The sequence below is a fragment of the Ensifer sp. LC163 genome (genome assembly GCF_001695855.1).
Taxonomy (GTDB): Bacteria; Pseudomonadota; Alphaproteobacteria; order Rhizobiales; family Rhizobiaceae; genus Ensifer.
The window spans coordinates 428,639-448,952 of record NZ_MBSS01000012.1 but is presented as its reverse complement, the minus strand read 5'-3'; the positions used below and the strand labels follow the sequence as shown (position 1 = coordinate 448,952).

The 20,314-nt window shown below is 62.2% G+C and carries 24 protein-coding genes; 7 read left to right on the top strand and 17 right to left on the bottom strand.

Annotated elements, in window-relative coordinates; genetic code table 11:
• Positions 1-82: 82 nt before the first annotated feature.
• Positions 83-421, bottom strand: coding sequence for a hypothetical protein (locus BC360_RS12100; protein WP_065782296.1), 339 nt, complete (start codon positions 419-421; stop codon positions 83-85).
• A gap of 222 nt (positions 422-643) precedes the next feature.
• Between BC360_RS12100 and BC360_RS12095 the strand changes: the two genes are divergently transcribed.
• The gene (locus BC360_RS12095; protein ID WP_065795355.1) at positions 644-1,246 is read left to right on the top strand and encodes a superoxide dismutase; all 603 of its coding nucleotides are present in this window, start codon (positions 644-646) and stop codon (positions 1,244-1,246) included.
• Between the two features lie 317 nt (positions 1,247-1,563).
• Here BC360_RS12095 and BC360_RS12090 read toward each other — a convergent pair whose 3' ends face one another.
• Entirely contained in the window at positions 1,564-2,259 is a 696-nt protein-coding gene (locus BC360_RS12090; RefSeq protein ID WP_065795354.1) for a helix-turn-helix transcriptional regulator, read from the bottom strand.
• 131 nt (positions 2,260-2,390) lie between these two features.
• On the opposite strand from BC360_RS12090, the gene BC360_RS12085 reads away from it, so the two are divergent.
• The 3 genes from BC360_RS12085 to BC360_RS12075 all read left to right on the top strand — a co-directional run bounded on the left by BC360_RS12085 (position 2,391) and on the right by BC360_RS12075 (position 4,763).
• Positions 2,391-3,029 (top strand): LysE family translocator, encoded by a 639-nt coding sequence (locus BC360_RS12085; RefSeq protein WP_065782289.1) that lies wholly within the window; start codon positions 2,391-2,393, stop codon positions 3,027-3,029.
• Between the two features lie 207 nt (positions 3,030-3,236).
• Entirely contained in the window at positions 3,237-3,683 is a 447-nt protein-coding gene (locus BC360_RS12080) for a c-type cytochrome (protein WP_065782288.1), read from the top strand.
• Positions 3,684-3,848: 165 nt separating this feature from the next.
• Positions 3,849-4,763 carry a cytochrome c gene (locus BC360_RS12075; protein ID WP_065795353.1) on the top strand — a complete coding sequence of 305 codons (915 nt, stop codon included), beginning with the start codon at positions 3,849-3,851 and terminating at the stop codon, positions 4,761-4,763.
• A 121-nt stretch (positions 4,764-4,884) separates the two neighbouring features.
• Here the strand turns inward: BC360_RS12075 and BC360_RS12070 are convergent, their stop codons facing one another.
• From BC360_RS12070 to BC360_RS12035, 8 genes are all read right to left on the bottom strand, one after another.
• Positions 4,885-5,466: a DJ-1/PfpI family protein gene (locus tag BC360_RS12070; protein WP_065795352.1), complete on the bottom strand. Its 582-nt coding sequence runs from the start codon at positions 5,464-5,466 to the stop codon at positions 4,885-4,887.
• A 10-nt stretch (positions 5,467-5,476) separates the two neighbouring features.
• Entirely contained in the window at positions 5,477-5,980 is a 504-nt protein-coding gene (locus tag BC360_RS12065) for a GNAT family N-acetyltransferase (protein ID WP_065795351.1), read from the bottom strand.
• Between the two features lie 254 nt (positions 5,981-6,234).
• Positions 6,235-6,648 carry a MerR family transcriptional regulator gene (locus BC360_RS12060; RefSeq protein WP_065782280.1) on the bottom strand — a complete coding sequence of 138 codons (414 nt, stop codon included), beginning with the start codon at positions 6,646-6,648 and terminating at the stop codon, positions 6,235-6,237.
• Positions 6,649-6,759: 111 nt separating this feature from the next.
• A complete protein-coding gene (locus BC360_RS12055; RefSeq protein ID WP_065795350.1) occupies positions 6,760-6,942 on the bottom strand; it encodes an alpha/beta fold hydrolase in 183 nt (60 codons plus the stop codon).
• Positions 6,943-6,998: 56 nt separating this feature from the next.
• Positions 6,999-7,463, bottom strand: coding sequence for a hypothetical protein (locus tag BC360_RS12050; protein ID WP_065795349.1), 465 nt, complete (start codon positions 7,461-7,463; stop codon positions 6,999-7,001).
• 212 nt (positions 7,464-7,675) lie between these two features.
• Positions 7,676-10,009: a glucose/quinate/shikimate family membrane-bound PQQ-dependent dehydrogenase gene (locus tag BC360_RS12045; protein WP_065795348.1), complete on the bottom strand. Its 2,334-nt coding sequence runs from the start codon at positions 10,007-10,009 to the stop codon at positions 7,676-7,678.
• Positions 10,010-10,470: 461 nt separating this feature from the next.
• A complete protein-coding gene (locus BC360_RS12040) occupies positions 10,471-10,770 on the bottom strand; it encodes a DUF6958 family protein (protein WP_065782270.1) in 300 nt (99 codons plus the stop codon).
• On the bottom strand, positions 10,754-11,314 hold the full coding sequence (locus tag BC360_RS12035) for a GFA family protein (RefSeq protein ID WP_083222545.1): 561 nt from the start codon (positions 11,312-11,314) through the stop codon (positions 10,754-10,756). The genes BC360_RS12040 and BC360_RS12035 overlap by 17 nt, the downstream gene beginning before the upstream one ends.
• Before the next feature lie 142 nt (positions 11,315-11,456).
• On the opposite strand from BC360_RS12035, the gene BC360_RS12030 reads away from it, so the two are divergent.
• Complete coding sequence (locus BC360_RS12030; RefSeq protein ID WP_244512713.1) at positions 11,457-12,065, top strand: TetR/AcrR family transcriptional regulator; 609 nt, start codon at positions 11,457-11,459, stop codon at positions 12,063-12,065.
• 46 nt (positions 12,066-12,111) lie between these two features.
• Here BC360_RS12030 and BC360_RS12025 read toward each other — a convergent pair whose 3' ends face one another.
• Both BC360_RS12025 and BC360_RS12020 read right to left on the bottom strand, forming a co-directional pair.
• Positions 12,112-13,617, bottom strand: coding sequence for a protein adenylyltransferase SelO (locus BC360_RS12025; protein ID WP_065795346.1), 1,506 nt, complete (start codon positions 13,615-13,617; stop codon positions 12,112-12,114).
• Between the two features lie 162 nt (positions 13,618-13,779).
• Positions 13,780-14,736, bottom strand: coding sequence for a homocysteine S-methyltransferase family protein (locus BC360_RS12020; protein WP_065782264.1), 957 nt, complete (start codon positions 14,734-14,736; stop codon positions 13,780-13,782).
• Between the two features lie 239 nt (positions 14,737-14,975).
• Between BC360_RS12020 and BC360_RS12015 the strand changes: the two genes are divergently transcribed.
• The gene (locus tag BC360_RS12015) at positions 14,976-15,593 is read left to right on the top strand and encodes a TetR/AcrR family transcriptional regulator (protein ID WP_065782263.1); all 618 of its coding nucleotides are present in this window, start codon (positions 14,976-14,978) and stop codon (positions 15,591-15,593) included.
• 92 nt (positions 15,594-15,685) lie between these two features.
• On the opposite strand, the gene BC360_RS12010 is transcribed toward BC360_RS12015, so the two are convergent.
• From BC360_RS12010 to gstA, 5 genes are all read right to left on the bottom strand, one after another.
• A complete protein-coding gene (locus tag BC360_RS12010) occupies positions 15,686-16,228 on the bottom strand; it encodes a DUF1697 domain-containing protein (protein WP_065795345.1) in 543 nt (180 codons plus the stop codon).
• Between the two features lie 16 nt (positions 16,229-16,244).
• Entirely contained in the window at positions 16,245-18,353 is a 2,109-nt protein-coding gene (locus BC360_RS12005) for a S9 family peptidase (RefSeq protein ID WP_065795344.1), read from the bottom strand.
• Positions 18,354-18,537: 184 nt separating this feature from the next.
• Positions 18,538-18,750 (bottom strand): tautomerase family protein, encoded by a 213-nt coding sequence (locus tag BC360_RS12000; RefSeq protein WP_065782253.1) that lies wholly within the window; start codon positions 18,748-18,750, stop codon positions 18,538-18,540.
• Positions 18,751-18,760: 10 nt separating this feature from the next.
• The gene (locus tag BC360_RS11995; protein WP_065795343.1) at positions 18,761-19,156 is read right to left on the bottom strand and encodes a nuclear transport factor 2 family protein; all 396 of its coding nucleotides are present in this window, start codon (positions 19,154-19,156) and stop codon (positions 18,761-18,763) included.
• Complete coding sequence (gstA, locus tag BC360_RS11990) at positions 19,153-19,767, bottom strand: glutathione transferase GstA (protein WP_065795342.1); 615 nt, start codon at positions 19,765-19,767, stop codon at positions 19,153-19,155. The genes BC360_RS11995 and gstA overlap by 4 nt, the downstream gene beginning before the upstream one ends.
• Positions 19,768-19,903: 136 nt before the next feature.
• Between gstA and BC360_RS11985 the strand changes: the two genes are divergently transcribed.
• Positions 19,904-20,305 (top strand): winged helix-turn-helix transcriptional regulator, encoded by a 402-nt coding sequence (locus BC360_RS11985; protein WP_065782244.1) that lies wholly within the window; start codon positions 19,904-19,906, stop codon positions 20,303-20,305.
• The last annotated feature ends 9 nt before the right edge of the window (positions 20,306-20,314 follow it).

The following is a 20,314-nucleotide window of genomic DNA, read 5'->3' as shown; positions in this document are numbered from 1 at the left end:
GCTCGATGACAGGAGCCGGAAACCGTTTGTACGCGAAGGCTCGCGCGTGTCGACGATCTGCGATCGTCGACACGCGGCTGGGCTACTGGTCCGTTGCCGGTGCCACAACCGTGACCGTGTCGGGCGCCAGCTCGCCGCCGATTTCCACCGTCTTCTTCTGCTTGTCGTAGACGCAGATCTGGGTCACGGCATTTTCCGCGCCCTTCGGCTTGCCGGAGACCAGCGCCAGCCCGAAGCTCTCGGAGCCGAACGGGTCGACGACAACGATCGGCTTATCGAGCGAAGGGGCGGCCGAGATGCATTTCTCCGAAACGTCGGCCCGGAATTCTTCCCAGGCATCGCCGGAGGATGCATGGGCGCCGGTCGCGACAAATCCGGTTGCAGCGACAAGGGCAAGGGTCAGGATCGGGCGATGCGGCATGGACAGTCCTTATTCTCAAACGGTTGCATTGACCTTCACGCTGCCCGCGAAACGTGGCGCGAATGTGCTCGGGGGGCGCGCGCTTTCAAAATGATGTTGAAAGTATATTCCGTGGGTTGAGGAAAAATTGGCATTGCATCGGTTGCCTCCTTCAAGGCCGGTGCCTATGTTCCCGCTCACAGATTTCCCTGACGAAATCCCATGCCAAGAGGAGATGCCCACATGGCTTTCGAATTGCCGAACCTTCCCTATGACTACGATGCGCTGGCGCCCTACATGTCGCGCGAGACGCTCGAATACCACCACGACAAGCACCACCTCGCTTACGTGACCAACGGCAACAAGCTTGCCGAGGAAGCCGGCCTCTCCGACCTCTCGCTCGAGGAAGTCGTCAAGAAGTCCTACGGCACCAACCAGCCGCTGTTCAACAATGCCGGCCAGCATTACAACCACATCCACTTCTGGAAGTGGATGAAGAAGGGCGGCGGCGGCACCAGCCTGCCGGGCAAGCTCGACGCAGCCATCAAGTCGGACCTCGGCAGCTACGACAAGTTCCGTGCCGATTTCATCGCGGCCGGCACCGGCCAGTTCGGTTCGGGCTGGGCATGGCTTTCGGTCAAGAACGGCAAGCTCGAAATCTCCAAGACCCCGAACGGCGAGAACCCGCTCGTTCACGGCGCTTCGCCGATCCTCGGCGTCGACGTCTGGGAACACTCCTACTACATCGACTATCGCAACGCGCGTCCGAAGTACCTCGAAGCGTTCGTCGATAGCCTGATCAACTGGGATTACGTGCTCGAAATGTACGAAGCGGCTTCCAAGTAAGCCTTCGCAACAATCGACTTCGAGACCCGGCGCTTGCGCCGGGTCTTTTCGTTTGCGGTGGCATTGGACATGGCTGGTCCGCCGTCACCAAAGTGTCATCGCCCGGCGCTAGGCAGAGGCGCCATGCACGCAGACACACAGCCTCTCCTCCGCTTCGGCGTCATCGCCGACCCGCAATATGCCGCCGTGGAACCGAATCAAGGGCATGGTCGAAACACCGGATACGACAGCCTATGCGATCGTCGAGGTCCATGCGGGCAGAATGGAAATCCGCGGCTATGGGCGAGAGACAGACCGCACACTCCAACTGACAGCGGTCACGCCCCGCCTGGCTGCGTCCGCCATCCGCTGATCCAGAGGTCCCTCAGACCTTCCCCTTCGCCCGGGAAAAAGTCGTCGGTCGCTTCGCAGTGTTCGACCCGATCGGCGCGAAAGTTGCGGATCGCCTGGCGCAGTTCGCACCAGGCGACGATGTTGGCGGTTTCGGAGTAATAGATCAGCGCGATCGGCCGGATCATCCGCTCGGTGGCGCGGCCGAGTTCGTCGCGATAGTCGATGCCGAGCTTGCGTTCGTCCCGGATTGCCCGGCGCACCAGCGCCAGATCGACGCCGGCGGGCGAGGGGGCCACGGTTCCCCAGGCGTGCAGCGCTTGGCTGCGAAAGGCGAGCCGCAGCGGTTGGGGCACGGCGCCGGTGATCTTCTGGTTGACGCGGCCGGCCGCTGCCTTCAGCTCCTCGTCTCCGGTGCGCGCAAGCAGCGCCAGCGCCAGCACGATCGCCTCGGTTTCCTCGATCGAGAACATCAGCGGCGGCAGGTCGAAGCCCGGGCGGAGAATGTATCCGATGCCGCGGCCGCCTTCGATCGGCACGCGCATGGCCTGAAGGGCAGCGATATCGCGGTAGATCGAGCGCGGCGTCACCTCCAGCGTTTCGGCCATATCGGCCGCCGTCACCGGTTTCCGGGCGAGCCGGAGGATCTGGATGATCTCGAACAGCCGCGAGGCCTTGCGCATCGAAAAAACTCCGCTGCTTCAAACGCTCCTGACAAGACCCTGTCAGTTGCAGGCGCTTATAACATCCAGCAACGGATTGAAAAATAAGCAATCCGCTCAGGCAACGATCGAACGGACCTCGGACAACTGACATGAGCTACTCGGAAAATCTCTGGCTTTTCTTCACCCTTCTCTTCGGCATCATCATCGTGCCGGGGATGGATATGATCTTCGTGCTGGCGAACTCGCTGACCGGAGGTCGAGCCTCCGGCCTGTCGGCGACGGCCGGCATCATGGCTGGCGGCGTGCTGCATACTCTCTATGCGGCGCTCGGGGTCAGCGTCATCCTTCATCTGGTGCCGCAGCTCTTCAACGTCCTGCTCGTCGGCGGTGCCGCCTATATCGCCTGGATTGGCTATTCCCTTATCCGCAGTTCGATCACCATCGGCGGTATCGACGGCACCGGGCGGCTCTCGCGTTGGGCGAGCTTTCGCCAGGGCGCTCTCACCAGCCTGATGAACCCCAAGGCCTATCTCTTCATGCTGGCGGTCTATCCGCAGTTTCTGAAGCCGCAATTCGGGCCGGTATGGTCGCAGGCGGTGATCATGGCGTTGATGATCGCCACTACCCAGCTCGCCGTCTATGGCGGTTTGGCGCTGGCCGCCGGTCGCGGTCGCGATTTTCTCGTCGGCAGCCCGGGTGCGACCGTTCTGATCGGCCGCATTGCCGGCATCGTCCTGGTGCTGGTAGCAGCCCTCACCGTCTGGCAGGGCTGGGCCGGCGCGAGATAGGTCTCAGAGTATAAACATGATTACTGCAATCATGTTATAGGAACGTGCGGGCCGAGGTGGTCGAGAATCGCTCAGCCGCGCCAAATTGTGCTGTTGTGGCAAGGACATCAAAAAAATGTTACTTCCGTCGACTAGCTAAAATGACATCATGCCGGCGCATTCAACACGAAGGCCGCAGAGGCGGATTCGAATGACCGGGAGATCACGATGAAGATACGCGCTCTTATGCTTGCCGCCGCCCTCGCTGGGCTTGGCGTTACAGCCGTGACTGCTGCTGATGAACCGCAGGCGGTTCGTCAGGCTCTGATGAAGAAGGTTGGTCAGGCTGCTGGTGCGCTCGGTGGTATTGCCAAGGGCGAAAAGCCCTATGACGCCGAGATCGTCAAGGTGTCGCTGACAACCATCTCCGAGACGGTCAAGGTATTCCCGGACCATTTCCCCACCGGCTCCGAAACCGGTTCGGAGACGGAAGCAAGCCCGAAGATCTGGGAGAACATGGACGATTTCAAAGCCAAGGCTGCGAAGCTTGGTTCTGATACCGACGCCGTGCTCGCCCAGCTTCCGGCCGATCAGGCCGGTGTCGGCGCTGCCATGGGCATACTCGGCAAGGACTGCGGCAGCTGTCATGAGACGTATCGCCTGAAGAAGAACTGACAATAGGTCTACTTCCCAGAGAATTGCCTCAATGCGCCGGCTTTCGCCGGCGCATTGAGGCTGTTGTTGTGACGGCAGGGACGTCACACTCGTCGCGGTTTGCCGCGTTATTTTGAGTGTGAGCGAAGCTCTCGGGTTAAGGTTGCGCAGTTGAAAGGCAGCTTGATGGGCCGACGGATTAGAAAGCTTGTCTCGGGTCTGGTGTTTGTGGGCCTTGTCGGCGGTGCGGCCTTTTGGTGGCTGACCAAGCCGGCGCCCTGGCCGGCCGATCATTGGGAAGGCTTGGGCGAACCGGATCTCGTCAATGGCGAGAAGATCTTCTGGGCCGGCGGCTGCGTCAGTTGTCATGCGAAGCGCGGCAGCGAGGGCGACGCCCGGCTCGTTCTTGCCGGCGGGCCGCCACTGAAAAGCCCGTTTGGCACTTTCCACGCGCCCAACATCTCGCCTGATGAAACGGCCGGCATCGGTGCGTGGACGCTCGCGGAGTTCGGCAACGCCATGACGCGGGGCGTCGGCCGAAACGGCGAGCATCTCTACCCGTCCTTCCCCTACGCCTCCTACATCAGGATGGCGCCAAAGGACGTCAACGACCTCTGGGGCTACATGAAGACGCTGCCGAAGGCGAGCGATGTCGCGCCGGGCCACGAGTTGCCGTTCCCCTACAGTATGCGATTGGCGCTCGGCGGCTGGAAGCTGCTGTTCCTCACCGACACGCCGCGCGTTGCCATCGATGCCGCTGATCCGAAACTGACGCGCGGACAATATCTGGTCGAAGGGCCCGGCCATTGCGGCGAGTGCCATACGCCGCGAAACGCCCTTGGCGGCTTCGAGCCAGGCCAATGGCTGGCAGGCGCACCAAACCCGGAAGGCGAGGGGCGCATCCCCAATATCACATCCGGCTCGAAGAGCATCGGCGGCTGGAGCGCTTCCGACATTGCCTCCTATCTCGAAACCGGTTTCACCCCGGAATTCGATTCCGTCGGTGGCTCCATGGTCGAGGTTCAGAAGAACATGGCGAAGCTGACCGCTGCCGATCGCGAGGCGATTGCCGCCTATCTCAAGGCCATTCCCACGCTCTGACGATGCGCTTTACAGCGCCGCGCGTCTATTTGGACGCGCAAAGGTCGCTGTAACACTTTGAGTCGCTGCATAATTTTGTCCTTAAATCGATTCCGATTTAAGGAATTATGCAGTGGTTTGCTCATGCGGCCGTCGTGACGGCCGCATGCTCGCGGCCATAGAGCGCGGCATAGCCGTCGAGTTCAGGCGAGCCGAGGCCGAGGGCGCGAAAGATCTCGACCGCAAAGGTGACCGGTGCCGTGCCGGCGGCCGTGACAATGTGGTCGCGGCTAAGAGCCTGCGGCTGATCGCGATAATGGCCGTGGCCGCGATAGCCAGCGAGCGACGCAAGGCTGTCCGCACTGTTTCCGGTGTGATCGGTGGCGTCGAGAATTCCGCTCGATGCCAGTGCATCGACGCCGCCGCAGATTGCGGCGACCAGCCGTTCCTGCCGATGAAAGGAACGGATCGTGGCGGAGAGGTTGGGGGCGTCGGCGGTTCCCCAGATCGCACCGCCACAGATCACCAGGCCGTCGAAGCCCGCAGGGTCGAGCGCGTCGATCGACAGATGCGCGGAGACGTCGAGGCCGCCCATCGACGTCACCGGCGCGCCGTCCAAGGTGGCGACGTCGATATCGACGCCGAGGTGAGTGCGCGCCGCCGCCATCAACAGCGCGCATTCCCAATCCGCAAACCCTTCGTGAAGCACGATTGCAAGCCGCATCGCCTCATCCTCAGCCAAGTTTCTGCATATAGCGCATGCCCGTCACGGGGCGAGGTACGAAACGCTCGGATTCGTAGAAGTCGTGCGCCTTGAAATTGCCGGTCGCGGCGCTGACCGAGAGGTAATCGCAACCGGCCATTTTTGCCTGTTCGCGGGCCTTGGCGACGAGGTGTCGGCCGATGCCGGTGCCGCGGTTGTCGGGACGCACGAAGAGGTGGTGCAATTCCATGCCGCGGGCGCCTTCCGCTGCCCGGTAGGCCGGGACGAGGATCGCGTATCCGATCAGCCGGTTGCCGGCCTCGGCGACAAGCGCCGTGATCCAGGGGCTCCGGCCGAAGAGGTCGCGCTCGAGCTGCTCGGGGGTGATCGGGGCAGCGTCGCCGTGATGGGCGGCGAGTTCGGCGATCATTTCGCGCAGCTCGGGAAGGTCACGCTGCTTGGCGCAGCGGATCGTCACCATCGGCGGGCGCGTCGATGGCAGCGGATGGAGAGGGGGGATGGCGGTCTGTAGCATTGTCGGCTCCTCATGGTTCTTTCGCCATCAGGTGCCGTGAAAAACAAAAGCCGCCTGATGGCGGCCTTGTTGAATATGATCAGCAGGCCGCTCCTATGGGAACAGCCAAAAATACGCGCGGCAGATGGGTGCGTTCTTGATCATGTGCGTAGATTGTCCGTTTCCGAATTTTTGTCAACCGGGATTTTGCGCAGGGCTGGGGGCAGGGGTGGCGACCTCTGTTCGAAGTCGGCTCCAGTCTGCCGCCGCAGCGCTCAATGGTCGCCGCCGCACATCGAATGGTCTGCAAGCGCACGGATGACGTAGCAGTCGCCGATCGTGTGGTCGCCGTTGCAGGCGACGATGCGCTCAAGTTCGCGCTCCAGCTTTTGCAGCTGGGCGATTTTTTCGCGTACGGTGATCAGATGTTCCTTGGCGATGCGGTCCGCTTCGCCGCAGGGGCGCTCCGGATGCCGGCTCAGTGCCAGCAGATCGCGGATCGATTCGATCGAAAGTCCCAGATCGCGCGCATGGCGGATGAAGGCGAGACGTTCGAGTTCGGGCTTCTCGTAGCGCCGCTGGTTGCCTTCCGAGCGTTCAGGAGCGGCAATCAGCCCCATCTGCTCGTAATAGCGGATCGTCGGAATTTTTACGCCCGTGCGGCGGGAGAGATCGCCGATGGAATACATGCCTATGCTCCAAACCTATAGCTTCTGGAGCATTAGATAATCGCTTTCCGGAAACCGTCAATGTGAGGCTGCGAGGAAGGGCCCGATCGGGCCTTCCCTTGGCTCCACCGGTTACCGTGCGAGGAAGGAAAGCAGCGTCTCGTCGAAGAGATAGCTTTCCTCCAGTTGCGGTGTGTGGCCGCTTTTCTCGAACATGCGAACGGTCAGATCCGGAAAACCCTTGCGATAGGCGTCCCAAGTTTCGGCCGGCGCAACGAGGTAATCGGATTGTCCGAGTGCCAGCAGCACCGGCATGGCGAGCCGGTCGAGCCCGATTTCAGGGGAAATCGAGGATTGCAGGCGATGCTGCTTTAGGCTGCGGCGCTTCCGTCGGCGATATCGGATGCGGTATCATTGCGCTGCTGGTCGATGCCCGTCGCGCGTTCGACCGCCTTGCGGATTTCTTCCTCGATCGCCTCGCGCTGCTTCGGATCCATCGCCTTGAGTTCGTCTTCGGTGATGCCGTGCGCTTCCAGAATTTGTGCGCGGATCTGTTCCGCCAGGCTCATCTTGGCGCGTTTCAGGAACTCGTCGCTGACCGAGTCTCCGGAGGCCGTCTCTTGCCCGGTTCCGATCGACGGCTTGGCTTCCTCTTCTCTGGTCGCACTGATCCAGAAGGCGCTCGACAGCGAGGCCGACGTGGATGCCGGCGCGATGGTCGGCGAAAGCCGCGGACGCGCGTCACCGCCGCCATTCTCTTCGAGCGGGGCGACGGTTCCCGACTGGGCGCGGCGCTGCGAGAAGTAGTAGTTCGAGACGCTGTTGTCGATTTTCATGGGAATCCCCCGGAATCTTCTGTCCGGGGGAGGCTGCTTCCGGTGGCTTGTGTGGGGCTTGTCGATGCAACCCACTACAGCGGCCTTTGCGCGTCTATTTAGACGCGCAAAGGCCGCTGTAACACTTTGAGTTGCTGCATAATTTTGCCCTTAAATCGATTCCGATTTAAGGAATTATGCCGTAGCGAGAATTAGGGATGCGCTCTCGCGTATTAAGGCAGGGTATAGGCGATGACGTAGTCTCCGGGCTTGGTGCCGACCGAGCCATGGCCGCCCGCGACAATCAGCACATATTGCTTCTCGCCCACCGTGTAGCTCATCGGCGTCGACTGGCCGCCGGCCGGAAGGCGCGCCTCCCAGAGCTGTTCGCCCGTCGTCACGTCGTAGGCGCGCAGATAGTCGTCGACCGCCGCCCCGAGGAAGGCGACGCCGCCCTTGGTGATCATCGGTCCGCCGATGCCGGGAACGCCGACCTTGAAGGGTAGCGGCAAAGGCGTCATGTCCTCGACGGTGCCGTTTTTGTGCTTGTAGACGATCTTGCCGGTTCTGAGATCGGCCCCGGCGACATAACCCCATGGCGGCGCCTGGCAGGGGACCTTCAGCGGGCCTAGGAACGGGCCCATGAAGACGCCGTAGGGGGCGCCGTCATTGCGGTTGAGGCCTTGCTCGGATCCCTTTTCGCCCTGGCCCTTCGGCGGGATCTGGTCGCGCGGAACGAGGCGCGAGGTGAAGGCGAGGTAGGTCGGCATGCCGAACATCACCTGCCGTTCCGGGTCGACCGCGACCGAGCCCCAGTTGAACGTGCCGAAATTGCCGGGGTAGACGAGCGTTCCTTCAAGCGACGGCGGTGTATAGCGGCCTTCGTATTTCAGCGAACGAAGCTCGATACGGCAGGCGAGCTGATCGAACATGGTCACGCCCCACATGTTCCGCTCCTGAAGGGGCGCTGGCATGAACGTCAGGCCGGAGACCGGCTGGGTCGGTGCGGTAAAGTCCTCCGGGATCGCGCCCTTCGGGGCCGCGACTTCCTCGATCGGGATGATCGGCTCGCCGCTCCTGCGATCGAGCACGTAGATATCGCCCTGTTTCGTCGGACCGACGAGCGCCGGCACGACGGTGCCGTCTTCCTTCGTGATGTCGAGCAGCGCCGGCTGTGCCGGCACGTCCATGTCCCAGAGATCATGATGCACGGTCTGGCGTACCCAGCGCACCGCACCGGAATTGATGTCGAGCGCGACGATCGAGGAGGAGTACTTCTCCACATGTTCGCTGCGCCCCATGCCGAGTTGGTCCGGCACCTGGTTGCCCATGGGGATATAGACGAGGCCAAGTCCCTCGTCATAGCTGAACACCGACCAGCTGTTGGGCGAGTTGGTGATGTAGGTCTGACCCTCGGCAATCGGCGTCGTCACGTCGGGATTGCCGCTGTCCCAGTTCCAGAGCAGGGCACCGGTGTTGATGTCGAAGGCGCGGATGACGCCGGATTGTTCCTGGGTGGAATAGTTGTCGTTGACCGCGCCGCCGATGATCACCTTTCCGGCAACGGCAACCGGCGGCGAGGTCGAATAGTAATAGCCGGCCGGATTGTACTTCATGCCTTTTTCGAGCTGCAGCACGCCGTTGTCGGCAAAGCTGGTGCAGACCGAACCTGTTGCCGCGTCGAGTGCGATCAGCCGCGCGTCCGATGTCGGCAGGTAGACCCGTTCGGCGCAGACGCTGCCGGCGGCTGCCGCCGGATCGGCCCAATAGGTGACGCCCCGGCAGGTCTGGTGCTGCCGGTCCGGGTTCATGCCGGAGTTGCTGTCATATTTCCATTTCTCCTCGCCGGTCGCAGCGTCGAGCGCGATCGCCCAGTTGTGCGGCGTGCAGGCAAAGAGCGTGTCCTTCACCTTGATCGGCGTTACCTGATAAGTGGTCTCGCCCACGTCGTCGGGGCGTTTGATGTCGCCTGTCTGATATTGCCAGGCGACCTTGAGGCTGGCGACATTTTCCGGGGTGATCTGATCGAGCGGCGCATAGCGCTGGCCAAAGGGGGTGCGCCCGTATTGATGCCATTCGCCGGGAGGCATATTGCCGCCGAGCGGTGGATTGGTGGCGACCACGTCGCTCGGCAGGTCACCGCGGATGTCGTGGGGGTCCTGGGTCATCGCGTATCCGGCAATGCCGATCGAAACGAGTACGGCCAGCGCCAGCGGCCAGGCGCCGGCGGCATAGCGTTCGCCCGTCGGGCTCTCAAACCCGAGCGGACGCCGGACCGCCGGCAACATCAGCCACAGGCCGAGCAACACGATGATGCCGCCACGGGGCCCGAGTTGCCACCAGTCGAAGCCGACCTCCCAGACTGCCCAGGCGAGCGAGCCGAGGATCACCAGGGCATAAAGCCAGATGGCCGCCGCCTTGCGCATGAAGAGGAGGATCGCCGTCAGCAGGAAGCCGATACCGGCAATGAGATAATAGGGACTGCCGCCAAGCACTAGGAGCTTGGCTCCGCCGCCGCCGAGCACAAGACCGATGAGCGCGAAGACGATGGCCGTCAGAATGAGCATGGTGGGAACTCCCGAATTGATGAACGGCGCCGCGGCACGGCTTTTTCATTGGGGCGGCCAGGACGAAAAGCCGCGCGGGAAAAAATCGGTTTCGGGGTCGGCGGTCGCGAGGAATGCCGCGGCCGTCAGATCGGGCTTGGGCAAGTCGTACGACCGCCTGCCCCTTAGCACCTAACGCGCCGGTTCTGCCTTTCAATAGCCATGATTCCGCAGCGCAAGAAATTAAGGTGGCCGCAATGAAGTTGCACGCCGAGACATCGCACGACGCTTTGCTGCTCTTGTTGCATGACGGCCGCGCAGCAGCCCGCCGCTGTCGCGGGCTCCCGACGTGGTCCGAAAGAACCGGCGTGCGGTTGACTAAAGCATGTCGCGCAAAAGTGTGCCGCGGTTTTGCGATAACGACATGCGTAAAAACAAGTGCTTAAAGCGCCGCAAGCGAATCCTAGAGATCGCGACGCGCTTTAAGCGAGCCGAAGGCGCAAGGGTTTGGTGTTTTCGCGGCGCAGCACGCCCTTGGCCTCGAGATCGAGCTGGACGGCCTTCAGCCACCACCCGGCCTTTGCACCGTCTGGAAAGAGGTCGTCCGGCAGCAATGGCAGCAGCTTCTGTTTTGCTTCCGCGACCGTGAGGGCGGTCGGCTCACGGGATAGGGCGGTGAGTAGCGCGTCCTTCATTGCATCATACTTGATCTTGTCGACACGCGTGACGTGCCCGGGAGAAACGATGTTTTCGATCTCGATCTTTTCACGTTCCGTGGCCATCAAGCTCACCTTTCACATAGTCGATTTTCGGGGTCCGGAAAGCCATTGCCGCCCAGGCGCCGATGAGCTTCAGCATGAACTTTCCGGAATGTCCGGAGTAGCTCGGCAGGTCGTCCTTGACGCTGACACCCGCCCGTCGGTCCCGCGTCATCACCCGCATCTCCAGAGGTGGCCGGGCTTCCTGGTCGAGACGCTGCCGGTAGAGCGTCAGCCAATGGCCACCGGTGAACTCGAGAAACATCGGCGCATTGCAGCAGATCGCGACAACGCGGCGGGTTTTCGACGTGGGCGTCAGCCGATGTTCGCGAAGCTGATCGGCACCACGCACACAGTCTATCCGATCTTTGCGGAAGAGAACGAAATCCGTGGACCCGTCGCTGTTGAGCACCGGCGCAGCGCCGGGCAGCGCCTCGAACAGTCCGCCTGCTTTCCGGCAACTCGCGCAATAGCAGGCGGCCGCCACGATCGGTCTGCCGGTGGCTCGCAGTTGCACCTGCCCGCAGGTGCAGCGCGCGTTCAACGTCCTGCTTTCGCTCCCGGTCACCGCCATCTCCGCCATTCACGCGTAATCAGACTGTACCGTCCAGTTTGATTTGTCAATGTGGTCGTGCTACTCCGGAACTTGTGCTATCGCGCGCTCACATGAGAGGTCGTGGTTGAGAATGACGAACGCCGTCGGGACGCGAATGACGAGAAAGCGCCAGTCCATCCTGGCTGCCGCCACCGAACTGTTCCTGCAGCGCGGTTTCCTCGCGACGAACATGGATGAGGTGGCGGCGATGGCCGACGTGTCGAAGCAGACCGTCTATGCCCATTTCGGAACCAAGGAGGCGCTGTTCCTCGGTATCGTCACCGGCATGACGGGCGTGGCCGGCGACGAACTGGAGGAGCAGGTCGCCGATCCCTTCGATGGACGCCCGATCGAGGATTTTCTGCTGGATTTCGCCGAGCAGCAGCTCGCGATCGTCATGACGCCGCGGCTGATGCAGCTGCGGCGCCTGGTGATCGGCGAGGCTGAACGTTTTCCGGAACTGGGCAAGAGACTGCATGCGAAGGGCCCGCGTCGTTCGATCGACAGGCTCAGGAAAGCCCTTGCCCACTACCGCGAGAGCGGCGATGTCGAGGCGGAGGATCTGCGCGCAGCCGCATCCTTCTTCAACTGGTTGGTGATGGGCGAGCCCGTCAACGACGCCATGTTGCTCGGCGATCAGGCAATTCCCAATGCCGACGCTCTTCGCGCGCATACCAAGGAAAGCGTGCGGATATTCCTCTCGGCCTATGGCCGAAAGCGATAGGCAAGGCCTATCGACCCGCAGGCGCGAAGCGCTTGTCGGTTTGCCCTCACGTACCGCAAAAGGTTTGTTGCACTTCTTCGTCCGGCTGCGGCGGATCGGCATAGGCGGCAAAACGCGGCTGGTCCTCGTAGGGCTTTGACGTCACATCGACGAGCGCTTCGAACAACGAGAAGTCTGCCTCTTCCGTCGCCGCTACAATCGCCTGTTCGATACGGTGGTTGCGCGGGATATAGGCCGGGTTCACCGCCCTCATCGCCACGGCGCGTTCGCCTGCCGTTCCCGGTTCCTGCTCCAGACGCTTTCGCCAGTCCGCGAGCCAGGACGTGACGCCGGCCGGATCGGCGAACAGGGAAATCAAGGCGGCATCCGCGGCCGGATCGGCAGCACACTCGCAAAGCCTGCGGAAGGTGAGGGTGAAATCGGCATCACCCCGATGCATCGCCGTCAGCAGCGCCTGGACGAGATCAAGGTCGCCTTCCTCCTCGCCGACGAGCCCGATTTTGCGGCGCATGCCATCAAGCCAGTGCCGCTGGAAGATCGCGCCGTACTCGCCGAGCACTTCGTTGGCGAGATCGACCGCCGTTCCTGCCACCGGATCAAAGAGCGGCACCAGCGTCTCGGCAAGGCGGGTGAGGTTCCACTGGCCGATTGCCGGCTGGCTGGCATAGGCGTAGCGCCCGAACTGATCGATCGAGGAAAACACCTTCCTCGGATCATAGGCGTCCATGAAGGCGCAAGGGCCGAAGTCGATCGTCTCACCGGAGATCGTCATGTTGTCGGTGTTCATGACGCCGTGGATGAAGCCGATATGCAGCCAACGAGCGATCAATGCCGCCTGTCGCGCCACCACCGCCTTGAAGAAGGCGAGATAGGGGCGCTCGTCATTCCTGACCTCCGGATAGTGGCGACTGATCGCATAGTCGGCCAGCGCCTGGACCGAAGCCATATCGCCGCGCGCTGCAAAGAACTGGAAGGTGCCGACGCGGATGTGGCTTGCCGCCACACGAGTAAAGATGGCACCGGGCAGGATCTGCTCGCGATAGACCGGCTGGCCGGTTACGACAGCCGCAAGCGCCCGCGTCGTCGGGATGCCGAGCGCAAACATCGCTTCGCTGACGATGTATTCGCGCAGCACCGGCCCGAGGGCGGCCCGTCCGTCGCCGCGGCGCGAGAAGGGCGTCTGTCCTGGTCCCTTCAGTTGAATGTCGCGCCGCTGCCCGTTCCGGTCGATGACTTCGCCCAGAAGGATCGCACGGCCGTCACCGAGCTGCGGCACGAAGGTGCCGAACTGGTGGCCGGCATAGGCCATGGCGAGCGGCGCGGCCCCGGCAGGCACGCTGTTGCCGGAAAAGATCTGCGCACCGTCGCGCTCGAGACTGTCGAGGTCGAGGCCGAGTTCTTCGGCAAGCGGTCGGTTGAGCTTGATCAGCCAGGGCTCGGCGACCGGTGTCGGGTCGACACGGGCGAAGAACTGCTGCGGCAACCGCGCAAAACTGTTGTCGAAGCGAAAGGCGTCGGTTTCGGCGGTCGGCGAAGGAGGCACGTAGTTCATGGTTCTGTGGTCAGCGGCTCCCGCCGGGACATTCCGGCCACCGCCCTTTCGAGCCAAGTCTACATGAGCTGTGCTCGTTTCGCGAGGGTTAGCCGGCGAGGCGGCGCCCTCCCGCGAGAGGTCTTTCGCGGGAGGGCCGGGAGGGCGAGTGCCGTCTTCGTCTCAGGCGCTAAGTGCCGTTGGCGAAAGGCAGGCCTCGCAAATTGCCGCGATATGGCGATGGTCGGTGCCGCAGCAGCCACCGAGGACGCGCAGTCGCGGCAAACGATGCGTCAGCATCCGATACCGCTGCCCGAGGTCCGCCGGATCGCCGGCATCGAGCGTCTCGCTCTCGTCGAGTTCGCTGTGGCTTTTGATCGAGGCATTGGCGCGGATGCCGCCGATCCTGTGGACCCAGGCGCTGCCGGTATCGAGGCTGGCCTCGAAATGGTCCGGATGGGCGCAGTTGATCATGTAGTATTGCGGAAACCGGCCGGTTGCCGCATCGACGATCTCGATCGCGTCCTTGAGCGTGCGGCCGTTCGGCAATCGCCCATCGGTCTCCACCGTAAACGAGATGGCGCAGGGCATGCCGTGGCTTTGCGCCGAGCGGGCGATGCCGATCGCCTCGTCGATATTGGTGATCGTATAGGCGCAGATCATATCGGCGTCGCTGACGGCAAAGGCAGCGACCTGCGCGGCATGATAGTCCTCGGCTTCGTCGGGGCTCATGCGGCTCGCCCTATAGCCGTCGCCACGCGGCCCGATCGCGCCGCTAAGCACGATCGGTGCCTGCGGCCGCTCGTATTCGGCGCGCAGTTCCGTCAGCAGATAGACGGCGTCCTGGTTCAGTTCGGCCAGGGCCCGGGCATCATAGCCAAGCTTGACGCCCCAGTCGGCGCTTGCACGCCACGTCGCCGAGTCGAGAACGAAGCCGGTGCCGTGGTGCTGCGCGATATCGAGGTAGCGCGTGTAGTAGTTCAAAAGCCGCCGCCGCCCTTCGGACGTCGACAAGAGGACGAAGGAGGCAAAGTGCGGAAGCTCGACGCCTTCGTGAAAAATCAGCGTCGTTTCCAGGCCGCCGTCGCTGAGAAAGGTTCCACCCTTCATGAGCGGCAGGCTGCGTCGGTATTTGGCCATGTCGGTCTCCAGCCGTTTTGGTCTCGTTGGATCCCGGCGGAGCGCTCCCATTCCCGCAAGGATGGCTGAATTTCTGCCTTTTTATCATCTTCTAAACTAGACGACTTGCGGTATACTATTGCTAATACACATAAATATCTCAGTAAAATCATAAGGTTGCTGGTTGCGTTTTGCCGCGGCATCGCTCGCTGGTCGTCAGGTCATAGGCGGAAACTGTACCAACGGTAGGGAAACGGCTAATGCGAAAGGGTGAGGAAACGCGCGCCAAAATCCTAGACGCGGCCGAAATCTCGGTGCTGGCGAAAGGATTCGGCGGAACCTCGATCGATGAACTGATCGCCGAGACCGGCATCACCAAAAGCGGTTTCTTCTACCATTTTCGCGACAAGAACGAGCTGGCAAAGGCGCTGCTCGAACGCTACGTCGAGAACGACGAGCGGATCTATGACGAGATCTTCAGCCGGGCGCGCGAGCTTGCGGATGATCCGCTCCAGGCGTTTCTGCTCGGCCTCAAACTCCTGTCGGAACTGCTCTCCGATCTTCCCAACGGCCATCCCGGCTGCCTGGTCGCGGTGGTCTGTAGCCACGAGCGTGCCTTTGATCGCGATATCCAGGAGATCAACCGACAGGCGGCGCTGATGTGGCGACGGCGTTTCGGCGCGATGTTTCGCGACATCATGCGGGTCTACCGGCCACGCGAGCCGCTGGACGTCGACCAACTTGCCGACATGGTCTCGACGGTGATCGAGGGTGGCATCATCCTGTCAAAGGCGCTGAAGGAGCCGAAGAACCTGCCTGAACAGTTGCTGGTCTTCCGAACCTTTGTCCGGCTGCTGTTCCAGCCCTCAGCCGCGTGAGCGTCAGTCTTACTGCATAATTCCCTAAATCGGTTTCGATTGAAGGAGAAAATTATGCACCACTTCTAAAGTGCTACAGCGTCCTTTGCGCGTCATGTTCGACGCGCGGCGCTGTAACCTTCTTCCATCGCCTGCGCCAGTTCGGCGAGCTTGCGCACGGTGTTGAGGTTGCGCGCGGTCCCCGGTTTCAGCGCCGGCAGCTTCAGCTTCGATCGCCCGGAGCCATCAGGATAGTGCACATAGATCTCGTGCCCGGCGACCTGCACTTCTTCGCCGTCGGGCGCGACGAGCCTGTCGAGCGCATCCGCCGGCGCCGCATCCGGCAAGAAGACCACATGCAGCAGATTGCTCTTGGCATCGGGGAAGGGGGCATTCTCGGCAATTGCCTGCAATTGCCTGGCGTCCCGGATCATAACCCCGGGCGCCTTGCCGAGTTTCTCGCCAAGGGCCGCGTCGAGTTTTGCCGCCGCTTCCGGCGCCGGCAGGTCGGAGCGGAACAGCACGTTGCCGCTCTGGATATAGGTCTTCACGTCGCTAAAGCCGAGCCCTTCGCAGATCGCCCTGAGGTCGGCCATCGCCAGCATGCCGGCCCCGCCGACATTGATGGCGCGAAGCAGAGCAACGTGAATGGGCATGGTGCTTCTCCCGATCTTACATCCTGCCGGCGACCTTGATGGCGAAGGCATATTCGAAGGCGATCTCCTCCAGGCGCTGGAAGCGACCGGAGGCGCCGCCGTGACCGGCGTCCATATTGGTCTTCATCAGGATCGGCTCGTTGCCGGTGGTCTTTTCGCGCAGGCGGGCGACCCATTTCGCCGGTTCCCAATAGGTGACGCGCGGGTCGGTCAGGCCACCGAGCGCCAGGATCGCCGGGTAGGATTTTGCCTCGATATTGTCGTAGGGCGAGTAGCCGGCGATGATGTCGTAGAACTCGCGGCTGTCGATCGGGTTGCCCCATTCCGGCCATTCCGGCGGCGTCAGCGGCAGCGTGTCGTCGAGCATGGTGTTGAGCACGTCGACGAAGGGGACCGCGGCGATGATGCCGGTGAATTTTTCCGGCGCCATGTTGGCGATTGCGCCCATCAGCATGCCGCCGGCCGATCCGCCTTCGGCGACGATGTTTGCGTAGGACGTGAACTTTTCCTGATTCAGATAGTCAACGGCGGCGATGAAGTCCTTGAAGGTGTTGGTCTTCTTGGCCATCTTGCCGTCTTCGTACCAGGAGAAACCCCGGTCCTTGCCGCCGCGGATATGGGCGATGGCATAGACGAAGCCGCGGTCGGCGAGCGACAGGCAGTTGGTGTTGAAGCCGGCAGGAATGGTGATGCCATAGGCGCCGTAGCCATAGAGCAGGCACGGTGCCGAGCCGTCGAGCGGTGTATCTTTGCGATAAAGCAGGGTCACCGGCACCTTGGTGCCGTCCCAGGACGGCGCGAAGATGCGGCGGGTGACATAGTCGTCGGGATTGTGCCCGGACGGCACTTCCTGCGTCTTCAGCAGCGTGCGCTCGCGCGTCGCCATGTCGTAGTCGAAAAGCTGCGACGGCGTCGTCATCGAGGAATAGGAGAAGCGAATGATGTCGGTTTCATACTCGGCAGCGCCGGAGAGCCCAAGTGCATAGGCCTCCTCGGCAAAGGCGATCGCATGTTCCTCGCCGGTCTTGCGGTCGCGGATGACGATTTCCGGCAGGCCTTCGCGGCGCTGCAGCCAGACGAGATGGCGGGCATAGGCCATGTGGCTGAGGATCAGCGTGCCCGGCTTATGCGGCACGACCTCACGCCAGTTCTCCTTGCCCGGTGCTTCCACCGGCGCTTCCATGATCTTGAAATCCTTGGCGCCGTCGGCATTGGTGAGGATGTAGAAGACATCGCCGCCTTCGGTCATCTCATATTCGAGGCCGATGACGCGCCCGGCGACGAGCTTCGGTTCGGCCGTTAGCTCCTTGGTCGAGAGCAGCCGGTACTCGCTGGTCTCGTGGTCGTGGATGTCGATGTAGATGAAGTCGTCGATGAGCGAGCCGCCGACCGACATGAAGAAGCCCGGGTCCTTCTCCTCGTAGACCAGCCGGTCGTCGGCCTGGGGCGTGCCGAGCACGTGGTGAAAGATCTTCGACGGACGGTGATTGTCGTCGAGTACGGTGTAGAAGAAGCTCTTGCCATCCGGCGCCCAGGCGCCGCCGCCGCCGGTGTTCTCGATCACGTCGGCCAGATCTTCGCCGGTCGAGAGATCGCGAACCTTCAGTGTGAAATATTCCGATCCCTTGTCGTCATAGCCCCACAGGCCCCGGCTGTGATCGCTCGAGTGGTCGAGGCCCGCAAGGCGGAAATAGGATTTGCCTTCGCCTTCCTTGTCGCCGTCGAGCAGGACGTGCCGGATCGTCTCGTCCTTGCTGTCGGCGTCGCGTGGGATCCGGAAATAACGGGGCTGCTCGCCTCCGGTGACGTAGAGGCTGCCATAGGCAAAGGGTCCGTCCTTGACCGGCACCGAGCTGTCGTCTTCCTTGATGCGGCCGCGCATCTCGGCAAACAGCGTCTTCTGCAGCGCCTTGGTGTCGTCCATCGCCGCATTCATATAGGCGTTCTCGGCCTCGAGATGCTTGCGGATTTCGGGGTCGAGGATCGAAGGATCCTTGAACATAGCCTGCCAATTGTCGGCCCGCAGCCAGGCGTAGTCGTCGGTGCGGGTGATGCCGTGGCGCGTGTCGGTCACCGGCTTTTTCGCGGCAACGGGAGCTTCGGGCAGGTTCTTGAAAACGGACAAGGCATGTCTCCGGGATTTATGCGGCGGGAGACAATGAGATAGAGAGCCCGGCTGCGACGATCAAGCGGAAAGGTCTTCGCCATCAGGCGGGACCTTCTCCCCAACGGCGGGGAGAAGGCAGAGCAGGGCGACCGGGCAAAATGTTCGATCGTTCGCTCGACCGACGAAGGTCGTCGGGCTGTGACTACCCCTTCGCCTTCAGCTGCTTGCGGTATTCCTCGACCGGCAGGCCGCCGACGCCCCAGTCTTCGAAGGCCACCTCGTCGATAACGACGAAGGTGGTGGCCGGGTTCTTGTCGAGAACGGTGACGAGCAGGTCGGTGACGCCCTTGATGAGGGCGGCCTTCTGTTCGCGGGTTGCGCCTTCGCGGGTGATCTTGATGTTCACATAGGGCATTGCTGGCTCCTTAGCCTGGTTGTCGGATATCGTAGTGAAAGACCTTGGCGATGATCTGCCAGCGTGCGTCGACGAAGATCAGCGACAGGAAATCGGTAAACGCCTTCTCGCCGATGGCGCATTGTACCTTGGCGAGGGCTGTCACCGGCCCGGCAAATTCGATCGAGACGATCCTGTCGGTGCGCTGTTCGCCGCGGCTTGCCGGCGAGGGGCGCTTGTCGACGATCGGAAAATGCCTGTTCATGTCGAGTTCGAGCAGCTCTCCCTCGGTCGCCGTGGCGTAATGGGCTTTCGGATGAAAGACTTCGCGCAGGATCGTCGTGTCGCTGTGGTAGAGCCCGTCGAAGTAGCGGCCGAGCACATCGGTGACGGCGGCAAAGCGCGGATCGTTGTGGGTGCCGCTCATGCCGCGATCAGCCCTTCTGCCTTCATGGCTGCCTGCACGGACGGGCGCTGCCCGACCCGCTGCATATAGGCCGTCAAGTGGGGCCAGGGAGCAAGCGAAATTCCCGTGACGCTGGTCCAGTTGACGACGGTGAAGAGATAGGCGTCGGCAACGGAGAAGGCGTCTCCGAGCACATGGGCGCGCCCGTCGGATAGCAGCGTTTCGACGTTGCCGAGGCGTTTGCCAACCTGTGCTGCGGCGGCATCCTTGGCGTCCACGCTTGCGGTCTTGCTGAACAGCGGTGAGAACGCCTTGTGCAGTTCGGAGGCGATGAAGTTCAACTGCTCCTGCAGGCGCGTGCGCTCCAGCGTGCCGTTCGCGGGCGCCAGTCCGGCATTCGGAAAGCGGTCGGCAATATATTGGACGACGGCAGCACCTTCGGTGACGACATCGCCGGTTTCCAGCACCAGCGCCGGCACATAACCCTTGGGGTTGATCGCCTTGAAATCGGCGCCGCTTGCGGTGAGGTGCGTTGCGGTGTCGACCTTGACGATCTCGAACTCGACGCCGGCTTCGCGCAGGCTGATATGGGGCGAGAGCGAGCAGGCGCCGGGGGCATAATAAAGCTTCATGGCCAAATTCCCTTTGTAATGGAAGTCTCCTGTCGAAGACGGCGGAACCTAAACTGAAGCGATAACTTTTGTATATGAGATAACTTTATGTTACCGACGTTTCCGGTTTCCCTGGGGTAACTGGAGAATTTTGCCCATGAGCTTGAAAATTCGAAAGAATAAGGCTGCCGCATTGCCGCCGACCTGCCCGGTCGGGGAGTGCATGGTGATGCTCGGTGGCGCCTGGGCACCCAACATCATCTGGTATCTGAGCGGCGGTCCGCGCCGCTTCAGCGAGCTCAAGATCGACATCCCCGGCATTTCGGCGAAGGTGTTGAGCACGCGCCTGAAGGAGATGGAGGAGAAGGGAGCGATCGAACGCCGGATCGTGCCGACGTCACCGCCATCGGTCGAATACCGGTTGAGCGACCTCGGCCAGGAGTTCGTCCCGGCAATCCATGCGATCGTCGAGGTTGGTCACAAGCTCAAGCTTCGCCGCGAAGCGAAGCTCGCAGAGGAAGCTGCCGTAGGGAATGCGGCGCAGCCATCGCTCGCCTGACGGCGGGCC

Coding starts and splice junctions, on each gene's coding strand:
- BC360_RS12045 (WP_065795348.1), bottom strand. CDS start 10,009: ATGCTCATTCTGACGGCCATCGTCTTCGCGCTCATCGGTCTTGTGCTC.
- BC360_RS12015 (WP_065782263.1), top strand. CDS start 14,976: ATGCGAAAGGGTGAGGAAACGCGCGCCAAAATCCTAGACGCGGCCGAA.
- BC360_RS12060 (WP_065782280.1), bottom strand. CDS start 6,648: ATGTATTCCATCGGCGATCTCTCCCGCCGCACGGGCGTAAAAATTCCG.
- BC360_RS12095 (WP_065795355.1), top strand. CDS start 644: ATGGCTTTCGAATTGCCGAACCTTCCCTATGACTACGATGCGCTGGCG.
- BC360_RS12070 (WP_065795352.1), bottom strand. CDS start 5,466: ATGCGGCTTGCAATCGTGCTTCACGAAGGGTTTGCGGATTGGGAATGC.
- BC360_RS12080 (WP_065782288.1), top strand. CDS start 3,237: ATGAAGATACGCGCTCTTATGCTTGCCGCCGCCCTCGCTGGGCTTGGC.
- BC360_RS12030 (WP_244512713.1), top strand. CDS start 11,457: ATGACGAGAAAGCGCCAGTCCATCCTGGCTGCCGCCACCGAACTGTTC.
- BC360_RS11995 (WP_065795343.1), bottom strand. CDS start 19,156: ATGAGCGGCACCCACAACGATCCGCGCTTTGCCGCCGTCACCGATGTG.
- BC360_RS12065 (WP_065795351.1), bottom strand. CDS start 5,980: ATGCTACAGACCGCCATCCCCCCTCTCCATCCGCTGCCATCGACGCGC.
- BC360_RS12010 (WP_065795345.1), bottom strand. CDS start 16,228: ATGCCCATTCACGTTGCTCTGCTTCGCGCCATCAATGTCGGCGGGGCC.
- BC360_RS12040 (WP_065782270.1), bottom strand. CDS start 10,770: ATGGCCACGGAACGTGAAAAGATCGAGATCGAAAACATCGTTTCTCCC.
- BC360_RS12025 (WP_065795346.1), bottom strand. CDS start 13,617: ATGAACTACGTGCCTCCTTCGCCGACCGCCGAAACCGACGCCTTTCGC.
- BC360_RS12075 (WP_065795353.1), top strand. CDS start 3,849: ATGGGCCGACGGATTAGAAAGCTTGTCTCGGGTCTGGTGTTTGTGGGC.
- BC360_RS12050 (WP_065795349.1), bottom strand. CDS start 7,463: ATGAAAATCGACAACAGCGTCTCGAACTACTACTTCTCGCAGCGCCGC.
- BC360_RS12100 (WP_065782296.1), bottom strand. CDS start 421: ATGCCGCATCGCCCGATCCTGACCCTTGCCCTTGTCGCTGCAACCGGA.
- BC360_RS11985 (WP_065782244.1), top strand. CDS start 19,904: ATGAGCTTGAAAATTCGAAAGAATAAGGCTGCCGCATTGCCGCCGACC.
- BC360_RS12055 (WP_065795350.1), bottom strand. CDS start 6,942: ATGCCGGTGCTGCTGGCACTCGGACAATCCGATTACCTCGTTGCGCCG.
- BC360_RS12085 (WP_065782289.1), top strand. CDS start 2,391: ATGAGCTACTCGGAAAATCTCTGGCTTTTCTTCACCCTTCTCTTCGGC.
- BC360_RS12000 (WP_065782253.1), bottom strand. CDS start 18,750: ATGCCCTATGTGAACATCAAGATCACCCGCGAAGGCGCAACCCGCGAA.
- BC360_RS12090 (WP_065795354.1), bottom strand. CDS start 2,259: ATGCGCAAGGCCTCGCGGCTGTTCGAGATCATCCAGATCCTCCGGCTC.
- gstA (WP_065795342.1), bottom strand. CDS start 19,767: ATGAAGCTTTATTATGCCCCCGGCGCCTGCTCGCTCTCGCCCCATATC.
- BC360_RS12020 (WP_065782264.1), bottom strand. CDS start 14,736: ATGGCCAAATACCGACGCAGCCTGCCGCTCATGAAGGGTGGAACCTTT.